Source organism: Xanthomonas sp. NCPPB 2922 (assembly GCF_041520885.1).
Taxonomy (GTDB): Bacteria; Pseudomonadota; Gammaproteobacteria; order Xanthomonadales; family Xanthomonadaceae; genus Xanthomonas; species Xanthomonas campestris.
In genome coordinates, this window is sequence record NZ_JBGOFY010000006.1 from 161604 (window position 1) to 177654 (window position 16051).

Here is a 16051-nt window from a genome sequence, read left to right on the forward strand (position 1 = left end):
CACGAGGGCTGCTGCACATGAATCTGCGTGACCTGAAATACCTGGTAGCCCTGGCCGACCACAAGCATTTTGGCCGTGCCGCCACTGCCTGTTTCGTGAGCCAGCCCACCTTGTCCACCCAGATCAAGAAACTGGAAGACGAGCTCGGTGTGCCGCTGGTCGAACGTGCGCCGCGCAAGGTGATGCTCACCCCGGCTGGCCGCGAAGCCGCCATGCGCGCGCGCAGCATCGTGGCCGAAGTGGAACAGATGAAGGAAGCCGCCCGCCGCAGCCAGGACCCGGAAGCGGGCACCGTGCGCCTGGGCATCTTCCCCACCCTGGCGCCGTATCTGCTGCCGCATGTGGTGCCACGCATCCGCGAGCGTTTTCCGCGTCTGGAGCTGTTGCTGATCGAAGAAAAAAGCGACCAGCTCATCCACCAGTTGCGCGAAGGCCGTATGGACGCCGCACTGCTGGCCCTGCCCCTGCAGGACGAGCAATTGCATGCCGAATTCCTGTTCGAAGAACCCTTCGTGCTGGCGGTGCCGGAAGGCCACCCGCTGTCACGGCACGACAGCATGACGCTGGACGATCTCTCCGAGCAGCGCCTGTTGCTGCTCGAAGACGGCCACTGCCTGCGCGAACAGGCGCTGGACGTGTGCCATCTTGCCGGCGCGCTGGAAAAGTCCGAATTCCAGGCCACCAGCCTGGAAACCCTGCGCCAGATGGTGGCGGCCAATGTCGGCGTCACCCTGCTGCCGATGCTGGCGGTCAAGCCGCCGGTGGCACGCTCGGAAAACATCCGCCTGATCCGCTTCCGCGAAGACAAGCAGCCCAACCGGCGCGTCGCCATGGCGTGGCGGCGCAGCTCGGCAATGACGGCGTTCCTGGAGCAGCTCTCGCAGATCTTCAAGGAATTGCCGGACAGCCTGTTTACGCTGGACCAGCCGGCAAGCGGCCCGAAAGCTGTCGCCGCCTGAAGGCCGCGCACTGCCGCGGTCGCTTCACAACGCAATCTTGTCGACAATGGACGAAGGCGGCACGCAGGTGTCGCCTTTTGCTTGTCCACTCTTTACCGCTGATGCCGGCGCCTACGGGCAACGCGTGACCGGTGCGATGTGCCCGCCTGCATTGTGGTCACGCCGCGCCGCCCTCACCTGTTGTTGGAGGGCGCACCGTGCGTCCGCTGCCCTTGTCAGGAGATTGCCATGACCTCGCAACACCACAGCGGCTTGCCGCCATCCATTCTGGTGTCCAGCCACGACCTCGCCCGCCTTGAAGCGATGCTCGAGTCTTCCGCGTTGAACAACCATCCGGCCGCCGCCGCGCTGGCCGACGAACTGGGCCGCGCACGCGTCGTGCCGCCCGACCAGATTCCCGGCGATGTCGTCACCATGCACTCACGCATCGAATGCGAAGACGAGCTGCATGGCGAACGTCACACGCTCACCCTCGTGTACCCGCACGAAGCCGATGTCCAACACAGCCGCATCTCGGTGCTGGCGCCGGTGGGCACCGCCTTGCTCGGCCTGTCGGTCGGCCAGTCCATCGATTGGCGCGCACCCGGCGGACGCGACCTGCGCTTGCGCGTGACCGCCGTGCACGACCAGCCCGAAGCGGCGGGCGACTTCCGTCGCTGAGCGCGCTAACGTAACGCGCTGCGTCCTATCCCCGACCCGTTCCACGATTCGAGAGAACCCGCATGACTGCATCCCCCTCCAAGCTTGCCCAACTGCGTGACCTGTCCGTTGTCGTTGCCGATACGGGCGACTACGACGCGATCAAGCGGCTCAAGCCGGTCGATTGCACCACCAATCCCACCCTGGTCAAGAAAGCGCTGGATCTGCCGGTGTATGCCGACCTGATCGAGCGCGAGCTGGCCTGGGGCCGTGCGCACGGTGGCGAAGACCGCAACAGCACCATCAACGAAGTAGCCGATCGCCTGACCGTCGGCGTGGGCACGATGCTGTCGGAACTGGTACCCGGCCGCGTGTCCACCGAAGTGGACGCGGACCTGGCGCACGACACCCAGGCCACCATCGCCAAGGCACGCAAGTTCATCGCGATGTATGCCGAGCGTGGCGTGTCCAAGGACAAGATCCTGATCAAGATCGCCGCCACCTGGGAAGGCATCGAAGCCGCGCGCCAACTGCAGCAGGAAGGCATCGACTGCAATCTGACGCTGATCTTCAACCGCTCGCAGGCGCTGGCCTGTGCCGAGGCCGGTGTGTTCCTGATCTCCCCGTTTGTCGGCCGCATCCTGGATTTCTTTGTCGCCAAGGGCCAGACCCCGGCCAGCATCGACGAAGATCCGGGCGTGGTGTTCGTGCGCGGTGTCTACGACGAGTTCAAGCGCCGCGGTTCCTCCACTGTGGTAATGGGCGCCTCGTTCCGCTCCACTGCGCAGATCGAGGCGCTGGCCGGCTGCGACCGCCTGACCATCTCGCCGGACCTGCTGGAGAAGCTCGACGCCGACCACGGCGACCTGCCGCGCAAACTGTCGCCACTGAATGCGGACAACGCGGCCATCACGCCGATCAACAGCGACAGCTTCGCCACCGACTTGGCCGCTGACGACATGGCCACCGAGAAGCTGGCCAGCGGCATCGACACCTTCGCCAAGGACCTGGAGGCGCTGCGCAAGACCATCGCCGACAAGCTCGCTGGCTGATCGTTCCCGTTGTTGCGTCACTTCGAACGCCTGCGGCATCGCCCGCAGGCGTTTTTGTTTGTGGCATTAGCGATTGATTCGCAGCGCGCACAGACCGCCACCGATCGATGACCTGCAGCCCAGCGCGATCTGCCACTGCCGCGTAAGCCTCCAGGCGCGTGCCGCCCCGGCGGCGCCGAAAGCCAGCAACCTGCGCGTCGCTGTTTCGACAACACGCTCACAACATCTGACGGGCCGCTGCCTAGAATCCGGATTCCTCAACGGACGAAACGGACAATGGCAAACATCGCAGTGGTGATGGTCGACGGTGTCGCTGACTGGGAAATCGGCGTGGTCCTGCCTGCGGCGCGCGAGTGGTTTGGCGACCAGGTCGCCATCGCCAGCATCGACGGACAGCCGGTGCACTCGATCGGCGGCTTGCGCATCACGCCGGAATTTGCGCTCTCGGATCTGGCACCGCTGGACGCCGATCTGTGGATCCTGCCAGGCAGCGAACGCTGGCAAGCCGGCGAGATTCCCGGGCTGAGCGGCGTACTGTGCGAACGCGTGCAACAGCAGCGCCCGATTGCGGCCATCTGCGGAGCCACCATCGCACTGGCGTATGCGGGTCTGCTCGACGAGCGGCCGCACACCAGCAATTCGCTGGCGTTCTTGCAGGAGCACGTGGTGCCGTACGCCGGCGCTGCGCATTACCGGCACGAGAAAGTGGTCAGCGCCGACGGCGTGATGACCGCACCCGGCACCAGCCCGGTGGGGTTTGCGGTGACCTGCATGCGCACCCTGCATCCGGAGCGCACAGAATTACTGGCACAACTGCGCGGCATGTTCTCTGGCGAATTCGTCTAGCAGCAGCGGCTATTGACGTAACAGGACACGCACTTCTGCGATATGCCGGCACCAAGTTTGTGGGGCGGCTCGCCGATCAGCGAGAACTGCGCCTTACACGGCTGGGGAGGTTAGTGCCACGCATGTGCGACAAGTGCGCATCGAGTGGCGGCTTCCCAGAAAGCCGTGGAAACGCAGTTGCTGCTCGTGTGCTGAGACTTGCCAGCACGTCGCACTCAAGCCGCCGCGACTACCACTCAATGGCGTTACCGACCTCTGCGTCCACGCGCCCGACGCCGGTGCGTGACGCATGCGCCTGCAGGCGGCGTCGCGCACCAGCACGGAACCAGTCTTCCGCAACTGCGGTCGGCCACCGCAACTGGCACACAAAAAGATGGCCACGCCGTCTCCGGCGTAGCCATTGCAAGTTGCCTGGCATGCACTCCCATGCGCTGCCTGATAGTGAAAACGCTGCCGGTCACTATGGCCATCGGCACGCCACGATCACATGGCAGCGCTTGGATCCGGCCTCGCCTTTCCGCTCAGGCATCCAGCCCGATCGGGCAGCTCACTCCCGTTCCGCCAAGCCCGCAATAGCCATTGGGGTGCTTGGCGAGATACTGCTGGTGATCGTCCTCGGCGTAATAGAACGTGGGCGCCGGGTAACGGATCTCCGTGGTGATGTCGCCATAACCGGCTGCGGTCAATTGCTGCTGGTAGGCATCGCGGCTGGCAATGGCCGCGTCGTATTGCGCTTGCGTGCTGCAGTAGATCGCCGAGCGGTATTGCGTACCGACATCGTTGCCCTGCTGCATGCCCTGGGTTGGATCGTGGCTTTCCCAGAACGTGCGCAGCAATTGTTCGAACGACACCGCCTGCGCGTCGTACACCACCAGCACCGCCTCGGTGTGGCCGGTCTGCCCTGAGCAGACTTCCGAATACGTCGCGTTCGGTGTTTTGCCCCCGGCGTAACCCACCGCCGTGGTGTAGACCCCAGGCACGTTCCAGAACTTGCGTTCCGCGCCCCAGAAGCAACCAAGCCCGAATTGCACCTGGGCCAGGCCGGTGAACTCACCACGCAACGGGTGGCCGTTGATCAGGTGCGTGTTGTGCAGCGGCAACGCCTGGGTACGTCCCGGCAATGCTTCGCCGGACCGTGGCATGCGTTGTTTGAAGGCGCCGATTCCCAACATGGTGCAACTCCCGCGTGTTTGAGGGTTGCCTGCTGGATGGCGCCGGTGGGAGCGGCTTTCAAGCCGCTCCCGGCGATTGCACCTCACTTCGCCTTGGTGACCGCAGCGGTGGCGGTGGCGGTATCCACTTCCGGCATGGCCGAGCTGTGGTGGTTGATGATCAGCCACTTGCCGTCGCGCTTTTCGTACACGAAGGTGTAGCGGGCCTGCACATCGCTCTTCTTGCCGCTCTTGTCGGTGAGCGTGAAGGTGTACACACCGGCATCCACTGCGCTGTCGTCATCGAGCAGGCGCACGGTGCGGTAGTTGATGACGCCCTTCGGCTTTTTGGTCAGGAACATCTCGAAGTAGTTTTCGATCTGCTCGCGCGAGGCGCGCACTTCGTTGGAGACCGTCGGCAGCAGCACGCCGTCCGGGGCGTACAGGTCGGCCACCTTGTGCGGGTTGCCGGTGGCCAGGGCCGCGTTCCAGGTGTCGAACAGCGCAGCCACTTCGCGCGCTTCGCCATCGGCGGGCAGCGCGGCCTTGTCGGTGTAGTGCATCACGCCGCCAGCCAGCGCCGGGGTGGCAGCCAGAGCCAGAACCAGAGAGAACAGGGGGCGACGCATGGGGTATCTCCGTTGAGTGATGGGGGTTGCCTCAGTGGGCGAGCCCAGTATCGAAATCCAGCGAGCCCAACAATTCCGCCGAGTGGCATATACTCAAATATGCTGATCGGCCTAGAGCTCGGATATGGAAACCCCAACCAATGCAGGCGATTGGCGCCTGGCGTTACGTCGCGACGCCTCCGACAGCGCACGCTGGCAGGCGCTGCAGGAGGCCAGTGCGGCGCTGCGCAGTGCCAGTACGCCCGAACAGGCTTGCGATGCAGTGCTGGGCCGCGTGCTGTTGCTGCTGGGGCTGGAAGATGGCGCGGTGCTGGCGCAGCGCGGGCCACGCGCGCAGGTGTTTGCCAGCAGGGGCCGCGCCCTGCCGCCCGGCGCCAGCGCCCCCGGTGACAGCCATGAAGCCACTTGGCTGATGCCGCCCCGCCCGGCCGAAATGCGTGATGCAAGGCTGCCGATCCAGCTGCTCGGCACCACACTGGGCATGGTGTGCGTGGCCTGGAACGACGGCCGCCTGGCGCCGGGCAGCGACGACCTGCAGGCATTGCAGGCCTTTGCGCTGCTGTTGCCGGCGATGGTCGCCGAGCCAGCCAGGCCGGTCGCCACGCGGCGGCGCAAAGCGGTGCAGGACGATCGCCTGAGTGCCCTGAGCAAGCGCGAAAAACAGGTGCTCTCGCTGCTGCCGCGCGGGCTCACCAACGCGACACTGGCAGCTGAACTGGGGATTTCTCCCGGCACGGTCAAAGTGCACGTCGAGCGAATCCTGCAGAAACTTGAGGTAAAAGATCGCACCCAGGCCGCGGTGTACGCGGTCCACGCAGGACTTGCGCAATGAATGCTCTGGCGGTGCGATGGAACGATTGGCCGATCACCCGCAAGAGCCTGGCGGTGGTCACCCTGCCGCTGCTGCTGCTGGCCGTGGCCTTGATGGCGATCTACAGCGTGGAGCGACAGAACATCGCCGCCGAAAACGATGTGCGCCAAACCTTGGAAGTGCTGAGCGACCTGTACGAAGCACACGCGCTGCTGGCCGAAACCGCCGCCGGTGTGCGCGGGTATCGGCTGGTGCGCCGCGATGAATTCCTCACCCCGTACCGCGACGCGGAGCCGCGCCTGCAACGCGTGGCCGAGCGGCTGTCGCAACGCATTACCGACCCGGTGCAGGCGCAGCGTTTTGCGCGTATCAAGCCGTTGTTCGCCGAAAAGATGCAGGGCTGGCGCCGTCTGCTTGCACCGGATCTGAGCCGCGAGGAAGAGATCCGCCAGCTCTGGGACGGCAAGTACAAGCTCGACATCCTGCGCGCTGAATTACGCGAACTGCGCAATTACGAAACCGCGCAATTGCAGGTGCGCACCGCCAAGGCGCAGGGGCTGCGCCAGCGCAATCTCATCATCACCCTGAGCGCGGCGATGCTCGGCGGCCTGGGCGCGGTGTTTGCGGTGGCGTGGTTCGCCTCGGCCTTGTCCGGGCGCCTGCGTACGCTGGCGGCCAATGCCGACCGGCTCGGCGAAGGGCTGCCGCTGGCCGCACAGCCGCGTGCCGGCGATGAACTCGGGCAGGTCGGCCAACGCCTGGCACAGGCCAGCGAACTGCTGGCCGCACGCGCCAACGAAGCACAACTGGCCCGCCGCGAGGCCGAGACCGCCAACCGCGCGAAGACCGAATTCCTCTCGCGCAGCAGCCATGAACTGCGCACCCCGCTCAACGCGATCCTGGGCTATGCGCAGGTGCTGGAGATGGATTTGCCCGAGCCGGGCCACCGCCGTCACCTGCAACACATCCTGGGCGCCGGCCGGCACCTGCTCGGCCTGATCACCGAGCTGCTGGACATCGCACGCATCGAAGCCGATCAACTGGACCTCAGCCCCGAACCAATCGCGGTGCGCGCCGCCGTGCACGAGGCGCTGGGCCTGATCGCGCCGGACGCCGACAAGCACGGCATCAGCCTGCAGCCGCCGGCCATCGATGGCCCCTGGACGGTGCGCGCTGATGCGCAGCGCCTGCGCCAGGTGCTACTCAATCTGTTGTCGAATGCGGTCAAGTTCAATCGCACCGGCGGCCAGGTGCAGGTGAGCGCGCAGCCGGATGGCGATCGGGTACGCATCGTGGTCGCCGACCAGGGCGCCGGGCTCACGGCGGCGCAGATCGAACGGCTGTTCACCCCGTTCGAGCGGCTGGGCGCGGAACGCTCGGCCGTGGAAGGCACCGGGCTGGGGCTGGCGCTGAGCAAGCGCCTGATCGAGGCCATGGGCGGGCAGATCGGCGTGAACAGCAGCCGTGACGGCGCGCGTTTCTGGATTTCCCTGCCGCAAGGCGAGCCGCAGAGCGCCGAACCTGCACGCACACTGCTGCCGCCCAGCAACGCCGGCAGCGGTGTCTGCCGCCTGCTGAGCATCGAAGACAATCCCTCCAACCAGGCGCTGATCCGCACACTCACCGAGCGGCGGCCGCAGTGGCGGTTGCTGGAAGCGGCCAGCCTGGCGCAGGCGCGTGCGCTGCTGCAGCACGAGGTACCGGACCTGATCCTGCTCGACCTGCACCTGAGCGATGGCAGTGGCGAAGAACTGCTGCGCGACCTGCAGGCGCAGCCGGCCACTGCCGCGGTGCCGGTGGTGGTGATCAGCGCCGACGCGACCTCTGCCACGCTGGCGCGCGTGGGTAACCAGGGCGTGCGTGCCTATCTGACCAAACCGCTCGATGTGGCGGAATTCTTCACCGTGATCGACAGGCTACTGGCATGACACGCGACGACATCCTCGCCTCCCGCATCCTCATCGTCGACGACGAGCCTGCCAATGTGCGGCTGCTCGAAGACCTGCTGCAACGCGAAGGCTTCCAGCAGGTGGTCGCCACCACCGACCCGCAACGGGTCATGGGCCTGGTGTCGGCATTCGCGCCGGACCTGATCCTGCTGGATCTGAAGATGCCGGAACTGGACGGCTATGCGTTGCTGGAGCAGCTGGCGCGCCTGTCCGACCCGGGGCAGTTCCTGCCGGTGATCGTGCTCACCGCAGACCCCAGCCGCAGCGCCCGCCATCGCGCGCTCGGGTTGGGTGCCAAGGACTTCCTGACCAAGCCGTTGGACACCTTCGAGGTGGCGTTGCGGGTGTGGAACGTGGCCGAAACCACGGTGTTGTTCAAACGCCTGCGGGCACTGGCCTCGCCCGATGCCGCGCCGCCGGGCTGGCGTCAGCCGGAGTAATCGTGCCGCCGATCTGCGCGCGCGACCTTCGTAGGAGCGCACCTGGGCGCGACCGGCGTTACCGGGGAAACCTCATCGCGCCCAAGTGCGCTCCTACGAGCAGCACAGGACACGCACAGGGACCGCGCACCGCTACAGCGCGCGCGTGACCTCGCCGCACAGGCCGATCTCGGCCAGCACCGCTTGCGCCTGGCTCAGATGCATGTCTGCCACGCAGACCTGCAACACGCCGAAGGCCGGCAGTTCGCCTGAGCCGCCCAGCAGCGATTCGCCGAACACGAAGGCGGTGATGCCAGCATCTTCCAGCGCGTGCTTGGCCAGATGGGCATCGATGATGTGACTGGCTCGGTAGGCGATCTGCATGCTCAGCCGCGCCCCAGCCGTTCGCGTTCGGCATCCAGTTTCCACTCGCGCAGTGCGGGCAGGCTGTCGAGCGCGGCCAGATAGTCGCCGGCGGCTTCGAACAGCGGCACACCGTAGCTGGCAAAGCGCAGTGCCACCGGCGCGAACATCGCATCGACGATGCCGAAGTCGCCGCACAGGAACGCACCACCCTGCCCGTGTTCGGCGCGCAGGCTGGCCCACAGCGCCTGGATGCGCGCGATGTCGCGCTCGGCGGCGGCATCCCAGTGGGCGGGCCCAGGCACACGCGCCAGATCCATCGGCAGCTGGCTGCGCAGCGCGGCAAAGCCACCGTGCATTTCGGCGGCGGCGGCGCGGGCCTGCGCGCGCACTGCCGGGTCGGCCAGCCAGCCGCGGCCGTCAAGCCAGCGCTCGTTGACGTACTCGCAGATCGCCAGCGAATCCCACACGTGCAGCGTGCCATCCCACAACACCGGCACCAGCCGGGTCGGCGAATAGCCGGCGATACGGGCCTGGAATTCGGGCGTGTTCAACGGCAAGGCGACTTCTTCGAACGGCACCTGGAAATGCCGCAGCAACAGCCACGGCCGCAACGACCAGGAGGACAGGGTCTTGTCGCCGATCACCAGGCGGGGCAGTGACATTGCGCAGCTCGCTCGAAGGAGTGCGCGCAGCGTACGCGTCGGGCGCGATGCCGGCCAGCGGCCGATGGCCGAGCCGATGAACCGGTTGCGCGCCTGCCCCGGCCGCCGTAGGTGCCAAGGCGCCCTGGCGCTGCCCCGCACGGGCCACCAGGCCGCCACGTGCGCCGCGCCTACCCCTAAACCGGTGCCACCGCCTAAACTTGCGGTTTATCCGATACCGATGCCCCGCATGTCCGAGATTCCAGCCACCGACGCCACCGCCCCGGCGGAGAAGAAAGACTTCATCCGCCAGATCGTTCGCGAGGATCTGGCCAGCGGCAAGCACACGGCCATCCGCACCCGCTTCCCGCCCGAGCCCAACGGCTACCTGCATATCGGCCATGCCAAGGCGATCTGCCTGGACTTCGGCCTGGCGGCCGAGTTCGGCGGGCTGTGCAACCTGCGCCTGGACGACACCAACCCGGCCAAGGAAGACCCCGAGTTCGTGGTCGCCATCCAGGACGACGTGCGCTGGCTGGGCTTTGAGTGGGCGCAGCTGCGGCACGCCTCCGATTACTTCGAGGTGTACTACCTGGCGGCGGAAAAGCTGATCCGCGACGGCCATGCGTTCGTCTGCGACCTCTCGGCCGAGCAGGTGCGCCAATACCGCGGCACGCTGACCGAGCCGGGCCGCAACTCGCCGTTCCGCGAACGCAGCGTCGACGAAAACCTGGACCTGTTCCGGCGCATGCGGGCCGGCGAATTCCCCGATGGCGCGCGCACACTGCGCGCCAAGATCGACATGGCCAGCGGCAACATCAACCTGCGCGACCCGGCGCTGTACCGCATCAAGCACGTCGAACACCAGAACACCGGCAACGCCTGGCCGATCTACCCGATGTACGACTTCGCGCATTCGCTGGGCGATGCGGTGGAAGGCATCACCCATTCGCTGTGCACGCTGGAATTCGAAGACCACCGCCCGTTGTACGACTGGTGCGTGGACAAGGTGGACCTGAGCGGCCATCCCGAGCTGCTGGCGCCGCTGCTGGGCAAGGGCTACCCGAAGGAAGCCGCCAAGCCGCGCCAGATCGAGTTCTCGCGCCTGAACATCAACTACACGGTGATGAGCAAGCGCAAGCTCACCGCACTGGTGGAAGAACAGTTGGTGGACGGCTGGGACGACCCGCGCATGTACACGCTGCAGGGTCTGCGCCGGCGCGGCTATACGCCGGCGGCGATGCGCCTGTTCGTGGACCGCGTGGGTATCAGCAAACAGAACTCGGTGATCGATTTCTCGGTACTGGAAGGCTGCCTGCGCGAAGACCTGGACGCGGCCGCCGCGCGGCGCATGGCCGTCATCGACCCGCTCAAGCTGGTGCTGACCAACCTGCCCGAGGGCCACACCGAGACACTGCAGTTTTCCAACCACCCCAAGGACGAGAGCTTCGGCACGCGTGAGGTGCCGTTTGCGCGCGAGCTGTGGATCGAGCGCGAGGATTTTGCCGAAGTGCCGCCCAAGGGCTGGAAGCGGCTGGTGCCGGGCGGCGAGATCCGTCTGCGCGGCGCGGGCATTGCGCGGGTGGATGAAGTGATCAAGAACGCCGCCGGCGAGATCGTGGAGCTGCGCGGCTGGCTGGATCCGGAATCGCGCCCGGGCATGATCGGCTCCAATCGCAAGGTCAAGGGCACCATCCATTGGGTCAGCGCCGCGCATGCGATGGAGGCGGAAATCCGGCTGTACGACCGTCTGTTCTCGGTGGAAAAGCCCGACGACGAGTCTGAAGGCAAGACCTACCGCGACTACCTCAATCCCGAGTCCAAGCGCAGCGTGCGCGGCTATGTGGAACCGTCGGCGGCGCAGGCCGCGCCCGAGCAGGCGTTCCAATTCGAACGCACCGGCTATTTCGTGGCCGACCGCCGCGACCACAGTGCCGCCACGCCGGTCTTCAACCGCAGCGTGACCCTGCGCGACACCTGGGCCAAGTGAGGCTCCGCCGCGCCGCTGTTCGCAACGGCGCGGCCCTGCTGCAATGACCGATGGCGCCCTGCACCTGCGCCAGTACGGGCGTGACGGGTATCGCCACCGCCACGCCCATGTGCAGGTGGTGCTGCCGGTTCGCGGCACGTTGGAGATCGAGGTCGGTGGACGCGGCGGGCGCGTCGATCACCGGCAGGCGGTGGTCATCGCACCGCACACCGCTCACGATCAGGCCGCGCACGACGACAACCGTTTTCTGATCCTGGAATGCAGCGTCGCTGACGTGGGCGCCCATCGCGTGGAGCAGCTGCAACAGCGGCCATTTGTGGCCACCACGCCACGCCTGCTGGCCATTGCCAACTTCATCGACCAGCACTGCCGCACGCGCGATGCCGTACCTGCCCTGCTGCGTGGCCATTGTCTGCCGCCCCTGCTGCACGCCCTGCGCGCCGATCCTGCACCACTGCAGCGCCTGCAGCAGCTGTGCGACACGATTACCGCAACACACGCCGAGCCCTGGCCGGTGCAGCGCATGGCCGCGTACCTGGGCATGGGCGCAGGCCGCGTACACGCGCTGTTTCGCGACACCTTCGATCAAACGCCGCAGCAATGGCTGGGTGCGTTGCGGCTGCAGCGCGTCTGCCTGCAGCTGGCGCATACCGATGTGCCGATCGCGCAGCTGGCACTGGTGCATGGCTGGTCGGACCAGACCGCACTGACGCGTGCGATGCGCCGCACCCTGGGCATGACGCCGGCGGCGTATCGACGCCAGCCCCATGCCGGCACGCGCTGAGCGGCATGCCGTGGGCGGTGTGATCCCCGCGCACAGCGGCGGCCAGGCTGAACGTCGCACAAGAGTTCGGGTCAAGCCGCCCCTGCACACACGCGGCATGCTGTGCGCCTGGAAGGAGGCGTGCGATGCGTGAGCGGCTGATGGCAGGCGTGGCCAGTGGCATGGGCGCCGGCGCGTTGTGGGGGTTGGTGTTTTTGGCACCACAGTTGCTGGCGGCGTTTTCGCCGTTGCAACTGGCGTTGTCGCGCTACCTGGCGTATGGCGCAGTGGCCGCATTGGTGCTGGCGCCGCGCGCGCGGCGCACCGCCGCCCGGCTGGGCCGCGCCGAGTGGTGGGCGCTGGTGCGCCTGAGCCTGCTGGGCAACCTGATCTACTACGTGCTGCTCGGCAGTGCCGTGCAATGGGCCGGTGGTGCGGCCACCGCGCTGATCATCGGCCTGCTGCCGGTGGTGGTCACGGTGATCGGCACGCGCGCCGCCGGTGCGGTGGGATTACGGCGCCTGGCCGCGCCGTGCGTGCTGTGCGTGGCAGGCGTGGCGCTGGTGGCCGTGGACACCTTGCAGCGCAACGGCGGCGCGCAGGCGTCGGATCTGGGCACCCGCGTGGCCGGGCTGTTGTGCGCGGTGGGCGCACTGATCAGCTGGTCGGTGTATTCCATCGGCAATGCCCGCTGGCTGCGCCGCCGCGCCGACCTGTCCAGCCAGGACTGGTCGCTGCTGACCGGCGTGGTCACCGGAGCACTGGCGCTGCTATTGGCCCCGCTCACATTGCTCGACACCACCGTGCATGCGCCGCTTGACTGGGCCCGCTTCTGGGCCATTGCACTGGTGCTGGCGGCGCTCGCCTCGGTGATCGGCAATGGCCTGTGGAACCGCGCCAGCCGGCTGCTGCCGCTGACCCTGGTCGGCCAGATGATCGTGTTCGAAACGGTGTTCGCGCTGCTGTACGGCTTTGCCTGGGAAGCGCGCCTGCCCACCGGGCTGGAGCTGGCCGCCATCGCCTGCCTGCTGGTGGGCGTGCTGTGGTGCGCAGCGCTGCATGGCGAAACGAACTGACTCACCGCCGGCACCACACCAGGTGCCTACCCTGCGGCATTGACCCCACGCAATGCCCATGCATATTTCCCCATCCCTACGCTGCGCGTTGGCTTGCCTGATGCTTGGCCTGGGCGCCTGCACAACCCAGCCCGCTGGCCCACAGGCGAGCACGCCGCCCAGCGGCCCCTGCGATGTGGTCGCAGTGCCGCCGAACTACGACATCCCGCCAGCGCGGCTGGACGAAACCATGCAGCAGCTGGCCCACGCCACCCGCTGCGCGATTCAGTTTTCCCCGCCCACCGACCGCTCCTTCGATGCAGTGCCGGTCAATGCGGTGCACGGCCAGGTGAGCATCCGACAGGCAGTGCGCCAGGCCATCGCCGGCACCGGGATCGTGGTCCAGCAAGAAACCGCCGATTCGATCACGCTGAGCCGCTGACCGGCCACAGCGGCGTGCGGCGTGGGCAGGAGGGCTACCATGGCAGTCCTCCGCCCCTTGCAGGACGCCCGCATGCCCCGCCCCCATTCCTGGCTCCTGAGCACCGTGCTGCTGATCGCACAGGCCTTGCTGATTGGCTGTGTTGCTCCCCCGCCCACTGAAGCGGCCACACCGCCCGCATCGGCCTCACCCATCAAGCGCATCCAGGTCAACACCACCTGCCGCACCGATGCCGATTGCACGGTGAAAGACGTGGGCAACTGTTGCGGCGCGTTTCCCGCATGCGTCAACGTCAACAGCGCCACCGACCCCAAGGGCGTGCTGGCGCAATGTCAGGCCAGCGGCACGATGAGTGTGTGCGGCTTCCGCGAGATCAGTGCCTGTCAGTGCGTTTCCGGCCAATGTGCCGCAAGCGATGCACAGACCGATACACTGCGCCGCCCCGATTCCTCTCCTGCACCGGTCCAGTGATGCTCTACGCGCAAGTTCACCTCACCCTGCCCGCCTGGATCCACGACCATGTGGACGCTAGCCGCGCCTATCCTGGCGACGCCGAGAAAGTGGCGCTGGCGATCGATCTGTCGCGGATGAACGTGGAAGCACGCAGCGGCGGCCCGTTTGGGGCGGTGGTGTTCGGGCCCGACGACCGCATCATCGCCGCGGCGGTGAACCGCGTGGTGCCACAGAACACTTCGCTGGCACATGCGGAAAACATGGCCTACATGCTGGCCCAGCAGCGCCTGCAGACGCCACGGTTGAACGATGTCCTGTCGCCGGTGACCCTGGCCACCTCTGCGCAGCCGTGCTGCCAGTGCTACGGCGCCACCGTGTGGGCCGGCATCGACCGCCTGCTGATCGGCGCGCGCGCCGAAGACGTGATGGCCTTGACCGAATTCGACGAAGGCCCGCTGCCGGCCGACTGGGTGGGCGAGCTGACCCGTCGCGGCATCGAGGTGGTGCGCGATGTGCAGCGCGAACAGGCCTGCGCGGTGTTGCGCAGCTATGGCGAGGGTGGCGGTGATCATTATTGACCTCCCACGGCAGGCACTGCGATGAGCGGGCTGCTGTGCTATTGCCGGCAGGGCTTCGAGCCGGAACTGGCCGCCGAACTCAGCGCCCGCGCAGCGTTTGTCGGCATTGCCGGCTATGCGCGCACGCAGCGTAACGATGGCTATGTGTTGTTTGTCTGCGACGAGGCCGCGCAGCTGGCCGCCAGGCTGCAGTGGCGCGAGCTGATCTTCGCGCGCCAGAAACTGGTGGTGCTCGCCGAACTCAAGGGCCTCGATCCCAAGGACCGCATCACCCCGATCCTGGCGGCGCTGGACGGCCAACCGCGCTTTGGCGATCTGTGGGTGGAGCATCCGGATTCGGACGCCGGCAAACCGCTGGCCGGCCTGGCCCGCAGCTTCGGGAATGCGTTGCGGCCTGCATTGCGCAAGGCCGGCCTGCTGACCGACAAACCACAAGCGCGACTGCCACGCGTGCACATCTGTTTTCTGGATGGCGACCACGCACTGCTGGCAGTGGCCGACAGCAGCGACAGCGCGCCCTGGCCGCTCGGCATTCCGCGCCTGAAATTGCTGCCGGAGGCGCCATCGCGCTCGGCACTCAAGCTCGACGAAGCACTGCTCACGCTGCTGACCCCGGAAGAACGCGAACAGCTGGTCAAACCCGGCATGCGCGCCGCCGATCTGGGCGCCGCACCGGGCGGCTGGACCTGGGTGCTCACCCGCCAGCACGTGCACGTGACCAGTGTCGACAACGGCCCGCTACGCGAGCATGTGCTGGCCACCGGTCTGGTCGAACATCTGCGTGCCGATGGCTTTCACTGGAAGCCCGCACAGCCGCTGGACTGGATGGTCTGCGACATGGTCGAGCAGCCACGCCGCGTGGCCGAACGCATGGCCACCTGGGTGCGCGAAGGCTGGTGCCGCCACACCATCTTCAATCTCAAGTTGCCAATGAAAAAACGCTGGGACGAGACCCGACTGTGCCTGGACCTGTTCGAGCAGCAAGCCGAGAAATCACTGACCGTGCGAGCCAAGCAGCTGTATCACGACCGTGAGGAAATCACGGTGCTGGCGATGCGGGGCTAGGAGCGGGGATTGGGGAATCGGGATTGGGGAATCGTAAGAGCGGGGATTGGTGGTGTCATTGCTACTCGCTGGCGGGCATGCGCTGACTAGGCGCGACGGTTCACTCGCGCGCAGTTGGTATTTTTTGGCGGGCGGTCGCGCTTTCGGTCACCGCTGGTAGTGCTGCTGCAGGCTTGTTCTCAGCGCATGCATCACGGCAGGCTGGTTTGTGCCAGCCTGCTCGCTTGATTTAAGCGGGCCGCT

Annotated in this window: 18 protein-coding genes; 14 read left to right on the plus strand and 4 right to left on the minus strand. The window is 66.7% G+C overall.

Translation table 11 applies throughout. The features are described 5' to 3' along the window. The first annotated feature begins 17 nt into the window (after positions 1–17). The 4 genes from ACD584_RS09830 (at position 18) to ACD584_RS09845 (ending at position 3496) form a co-directional block, all read left to right on the plus strand. Positions 18–959, plus strand: coding sequence for a LysR substrate-binding domain-containing protein (locus tag ACD584_RS09830; protein ID WP_076036339.1), 942 nt, complete (start codon positions 18–20; stop codon positions 957–959). 228 nt (positions 960–1187) lie between these two features. After that, positions 1188–1619, plus strand: a complete 432-nt coding sequence (gene rnk, locus ACD584_RS09835) for a nucleoside diphosphate kinase regulator (RefSeq protein WP_011036067.1) — start codon at positions 1188–1190, stop codon at positions 1617–1619. 62 nt (positions 1620–1681) lie between these two features. Next, positions 1682–2650 (plus strand): transaldolase, encoded by a 969-nt coding sequence (locus tag ACD584_RS09840; protein WP_011036066.1) that lies wholly within the window; start codon positions 1682–1684, stop codon positions 2648–2650. Positions 2651–2926: 276 nt separating this feature from the next. Then, positions 2927–3496 (plus strand): type 1 glutamine amidotransferase family protein, encoded by a 570-nt coding sequence (locus tag ACD584_RS09845; protein WP_076036340.1) that lies wholly within the window; start codon positions 2927–2929, stop codon positions 3494–3496. Positions 3497–4017: 521 nt separating this feature from the next. On the opposite strand, the gene msrA is transcribed toward ACD584_RS09845, so the two are convergent. Together msrA and ACD584_RS09855 are read right to left on the minus strand one after the other, a co-directional pair. Then, positions 4018–4668: a peptide-methionine (S)-S-oxide reductase MsrA gene (gene msrA / locus ACD584_RS09850; protein WP_070692001.1), complete on the minus strand. Its 651-nt coding sequence runs from the start codon at positions 4666–4668 to the stop codon at positions 4018–4020. Between the two features lie 83 nt (positions 4669–4751). Continuing rightward, positions 4752–5276, minus strand: a complete 525-nt coding sequence (locus ACD584_RS09855; RefSeq protein WP_070691999.1) for an SgcJ/EcaC family oxidoreductase — start codon at positions 5274–5276, stop codon at positions 4752–4754. 124 nt (positions 5277–5400) lie between these two features. Here ACD584_RS09855 and ACD584_RS09860 point away from each other — a divergent pair, with 124 nt between their 5' ends. Genes ACD584_RS09860 through ACD584_RS09870 form a run of 3 tightly spaced genes read left to right on the plus strand, consistent with a single transcriptional unit; the run spans position 5401 to position 8476 of the window. Then, positions 5401–6108, plus strand: coding sequence for a response regulator transcription factor (locus ACD584_RS09860; protein WP_011036062.1), 708 nt, complete (start codon positions 5401–5403; stop codon positions 6106–6108). Then, positions 6105–8015: an ATP-binding protein gene (locus tag ACD584_RS09865; protein ID WP_076036341.1), complete on the plus strand. Its 1911-nt coding sequence runs from the start codon at positions 6105–6107 to the stop codon at positions 8013–8015. Before ACD584_RS09860 ends, ACD584_RS09865 begins: the two co-directional genes overlap by 4 nt. Next, positions 8012–8476 carry a response regulator gene (locus ACD584_RS09870; RefSeq protein ID WP_011036060.1) on the plus strand — a complete coding sequence of 155 codons (465 nt, stop codon included), beginning with the start codon at positions 8012–8014 and terminating at the stop codon, positions 8474–8476. Before ACD584_RS09865 ends, ACD584_RS09870 begins: the two co-directional genes overlap by 4 nt. A gap of 132 nt (positions 8477–8608) precedes the next feature. On the opposite strand, the gene ACD584_RS09875 is transcribed toward ACD584_RS09870, so the two are convergent. Together ACD584_RS09875 and ACD584_RS09880 are read right to left on the minus strand one after the other, a co-directional pair. Beyond that, entirely contained in the window at positions 8609–8839 is a 231-nt protein-coding gene (locus ACD584_RS09875; protein WP_019237927.1) for a DUF2007 domain-containing protein, read from the minus strand. A 2-nt stretch (positions 8840–8841) separates the two neighbouring features. After that, on the minus strand, positions 8842–9483 hold the full coding sequence (locus tag ACD584_RS09880; RefSeq protein ID WP_076036342.1) for a glutathione S-transferase family protein: 642 nt from the start codon (positions 9481–9483) through the stop codon (positions 8842–8844). 229 nt (positions 9484–9712) lie between these two features. On the opposite strand from ACD584_RS09880, the gene ACD584_RS09885 reads away from it, so the two are divergent. The 7 genes from ACD584_RS09885 (at position 9713) to rlmM (ending at position 15808) form a co-directional block, all read left to right on the plus strand. Further along, positions 9713–11452 (plus strand): glutamine--tRNA ligase/YqeY domain fusion protein, encoded by a 1740-nt coding sequence (locus ACD584_RS09885; protein ID WP_076036343.1) that lies wholly within the window; start codon positions 9713–9715, stop codon positions 11450–11452. A 43-nt stretch (positions 11453–11495) separates the two neighbouring features. After that, positions 11496–12236, plus strand: coding sequence for an AraC family transcriptional regulator (locus ACD584_RS09890; protein ID WP_076036344.1), 741 nt, complete (start codon positions 11496–11498; stop codon positions 12234–12236). Positions 12237–12361: 125 nt separating this feature from the next. Next, a complete protein-coding gene (locus tag ACD584_RS09895) occupies positions 12362–13291 on the plus strand; it encodes a DMT family transporter (RefSeq protein WP_076036345.1) in 930 nt (309 codons plus the stop codon). Between the two features lie 58 nt (positions 13292–13349). After that, on the plus strand, positions 13350–13712 hold the full coding sequence (locus ACD584_RS09900) for an STN domain-containing protein (protein WP_029217139.1): 363 nt from the start codon (positions 13350–13352) through the stop codon (positions 13710–13712). A 72-nt stretch (positions 13713–13784) separates the two neighbouring features. Continuing rightward, positions 13785–14183 carry a hypothetical protein gene (locus ACD584_RS09905; RefSeq protein WP_070691991.1) on the plus strand — a complete coding sequence of 133 codons (399 nt, stop codon included), beginning with the start codon at positions 13785–13787 and terminating at the stop codon, positions 14181–14183. Beyond that, the gene (locus tag ACD584_RS09910; RefSeq protein WP_011036053.1) at positions 14183–14743 is read left to right on the plus strand and encodes a nucleoside deaminase; all 561 of its coding nucleotides are present in this window, start codon (positions 14183–14185) and stop codon (positions 14741–14743) included. The genes ACD584_RS09905 and ACD584_RS09910 overlap by 1 nt, the downstream gene beginning before the upstream one ends. Positions 14744–14764: 21 nt before the next feature. Then, positions 14765–15808 (plus strand): 23S rRNA (cytidine(2498)-2'-O)-methyltransferase RlmM, encoded by a 1044-nt coding sequence (gene rlmM / locus ACD584_RS09915; RefSeq protein ID WP_076036346.1) that lies wholly within the window; start codon positions 14765–14767, stop codon positions 15806–15808. The last annotated feature ends 243 nt before the right edge of the window (positions 15809–16051 follow it).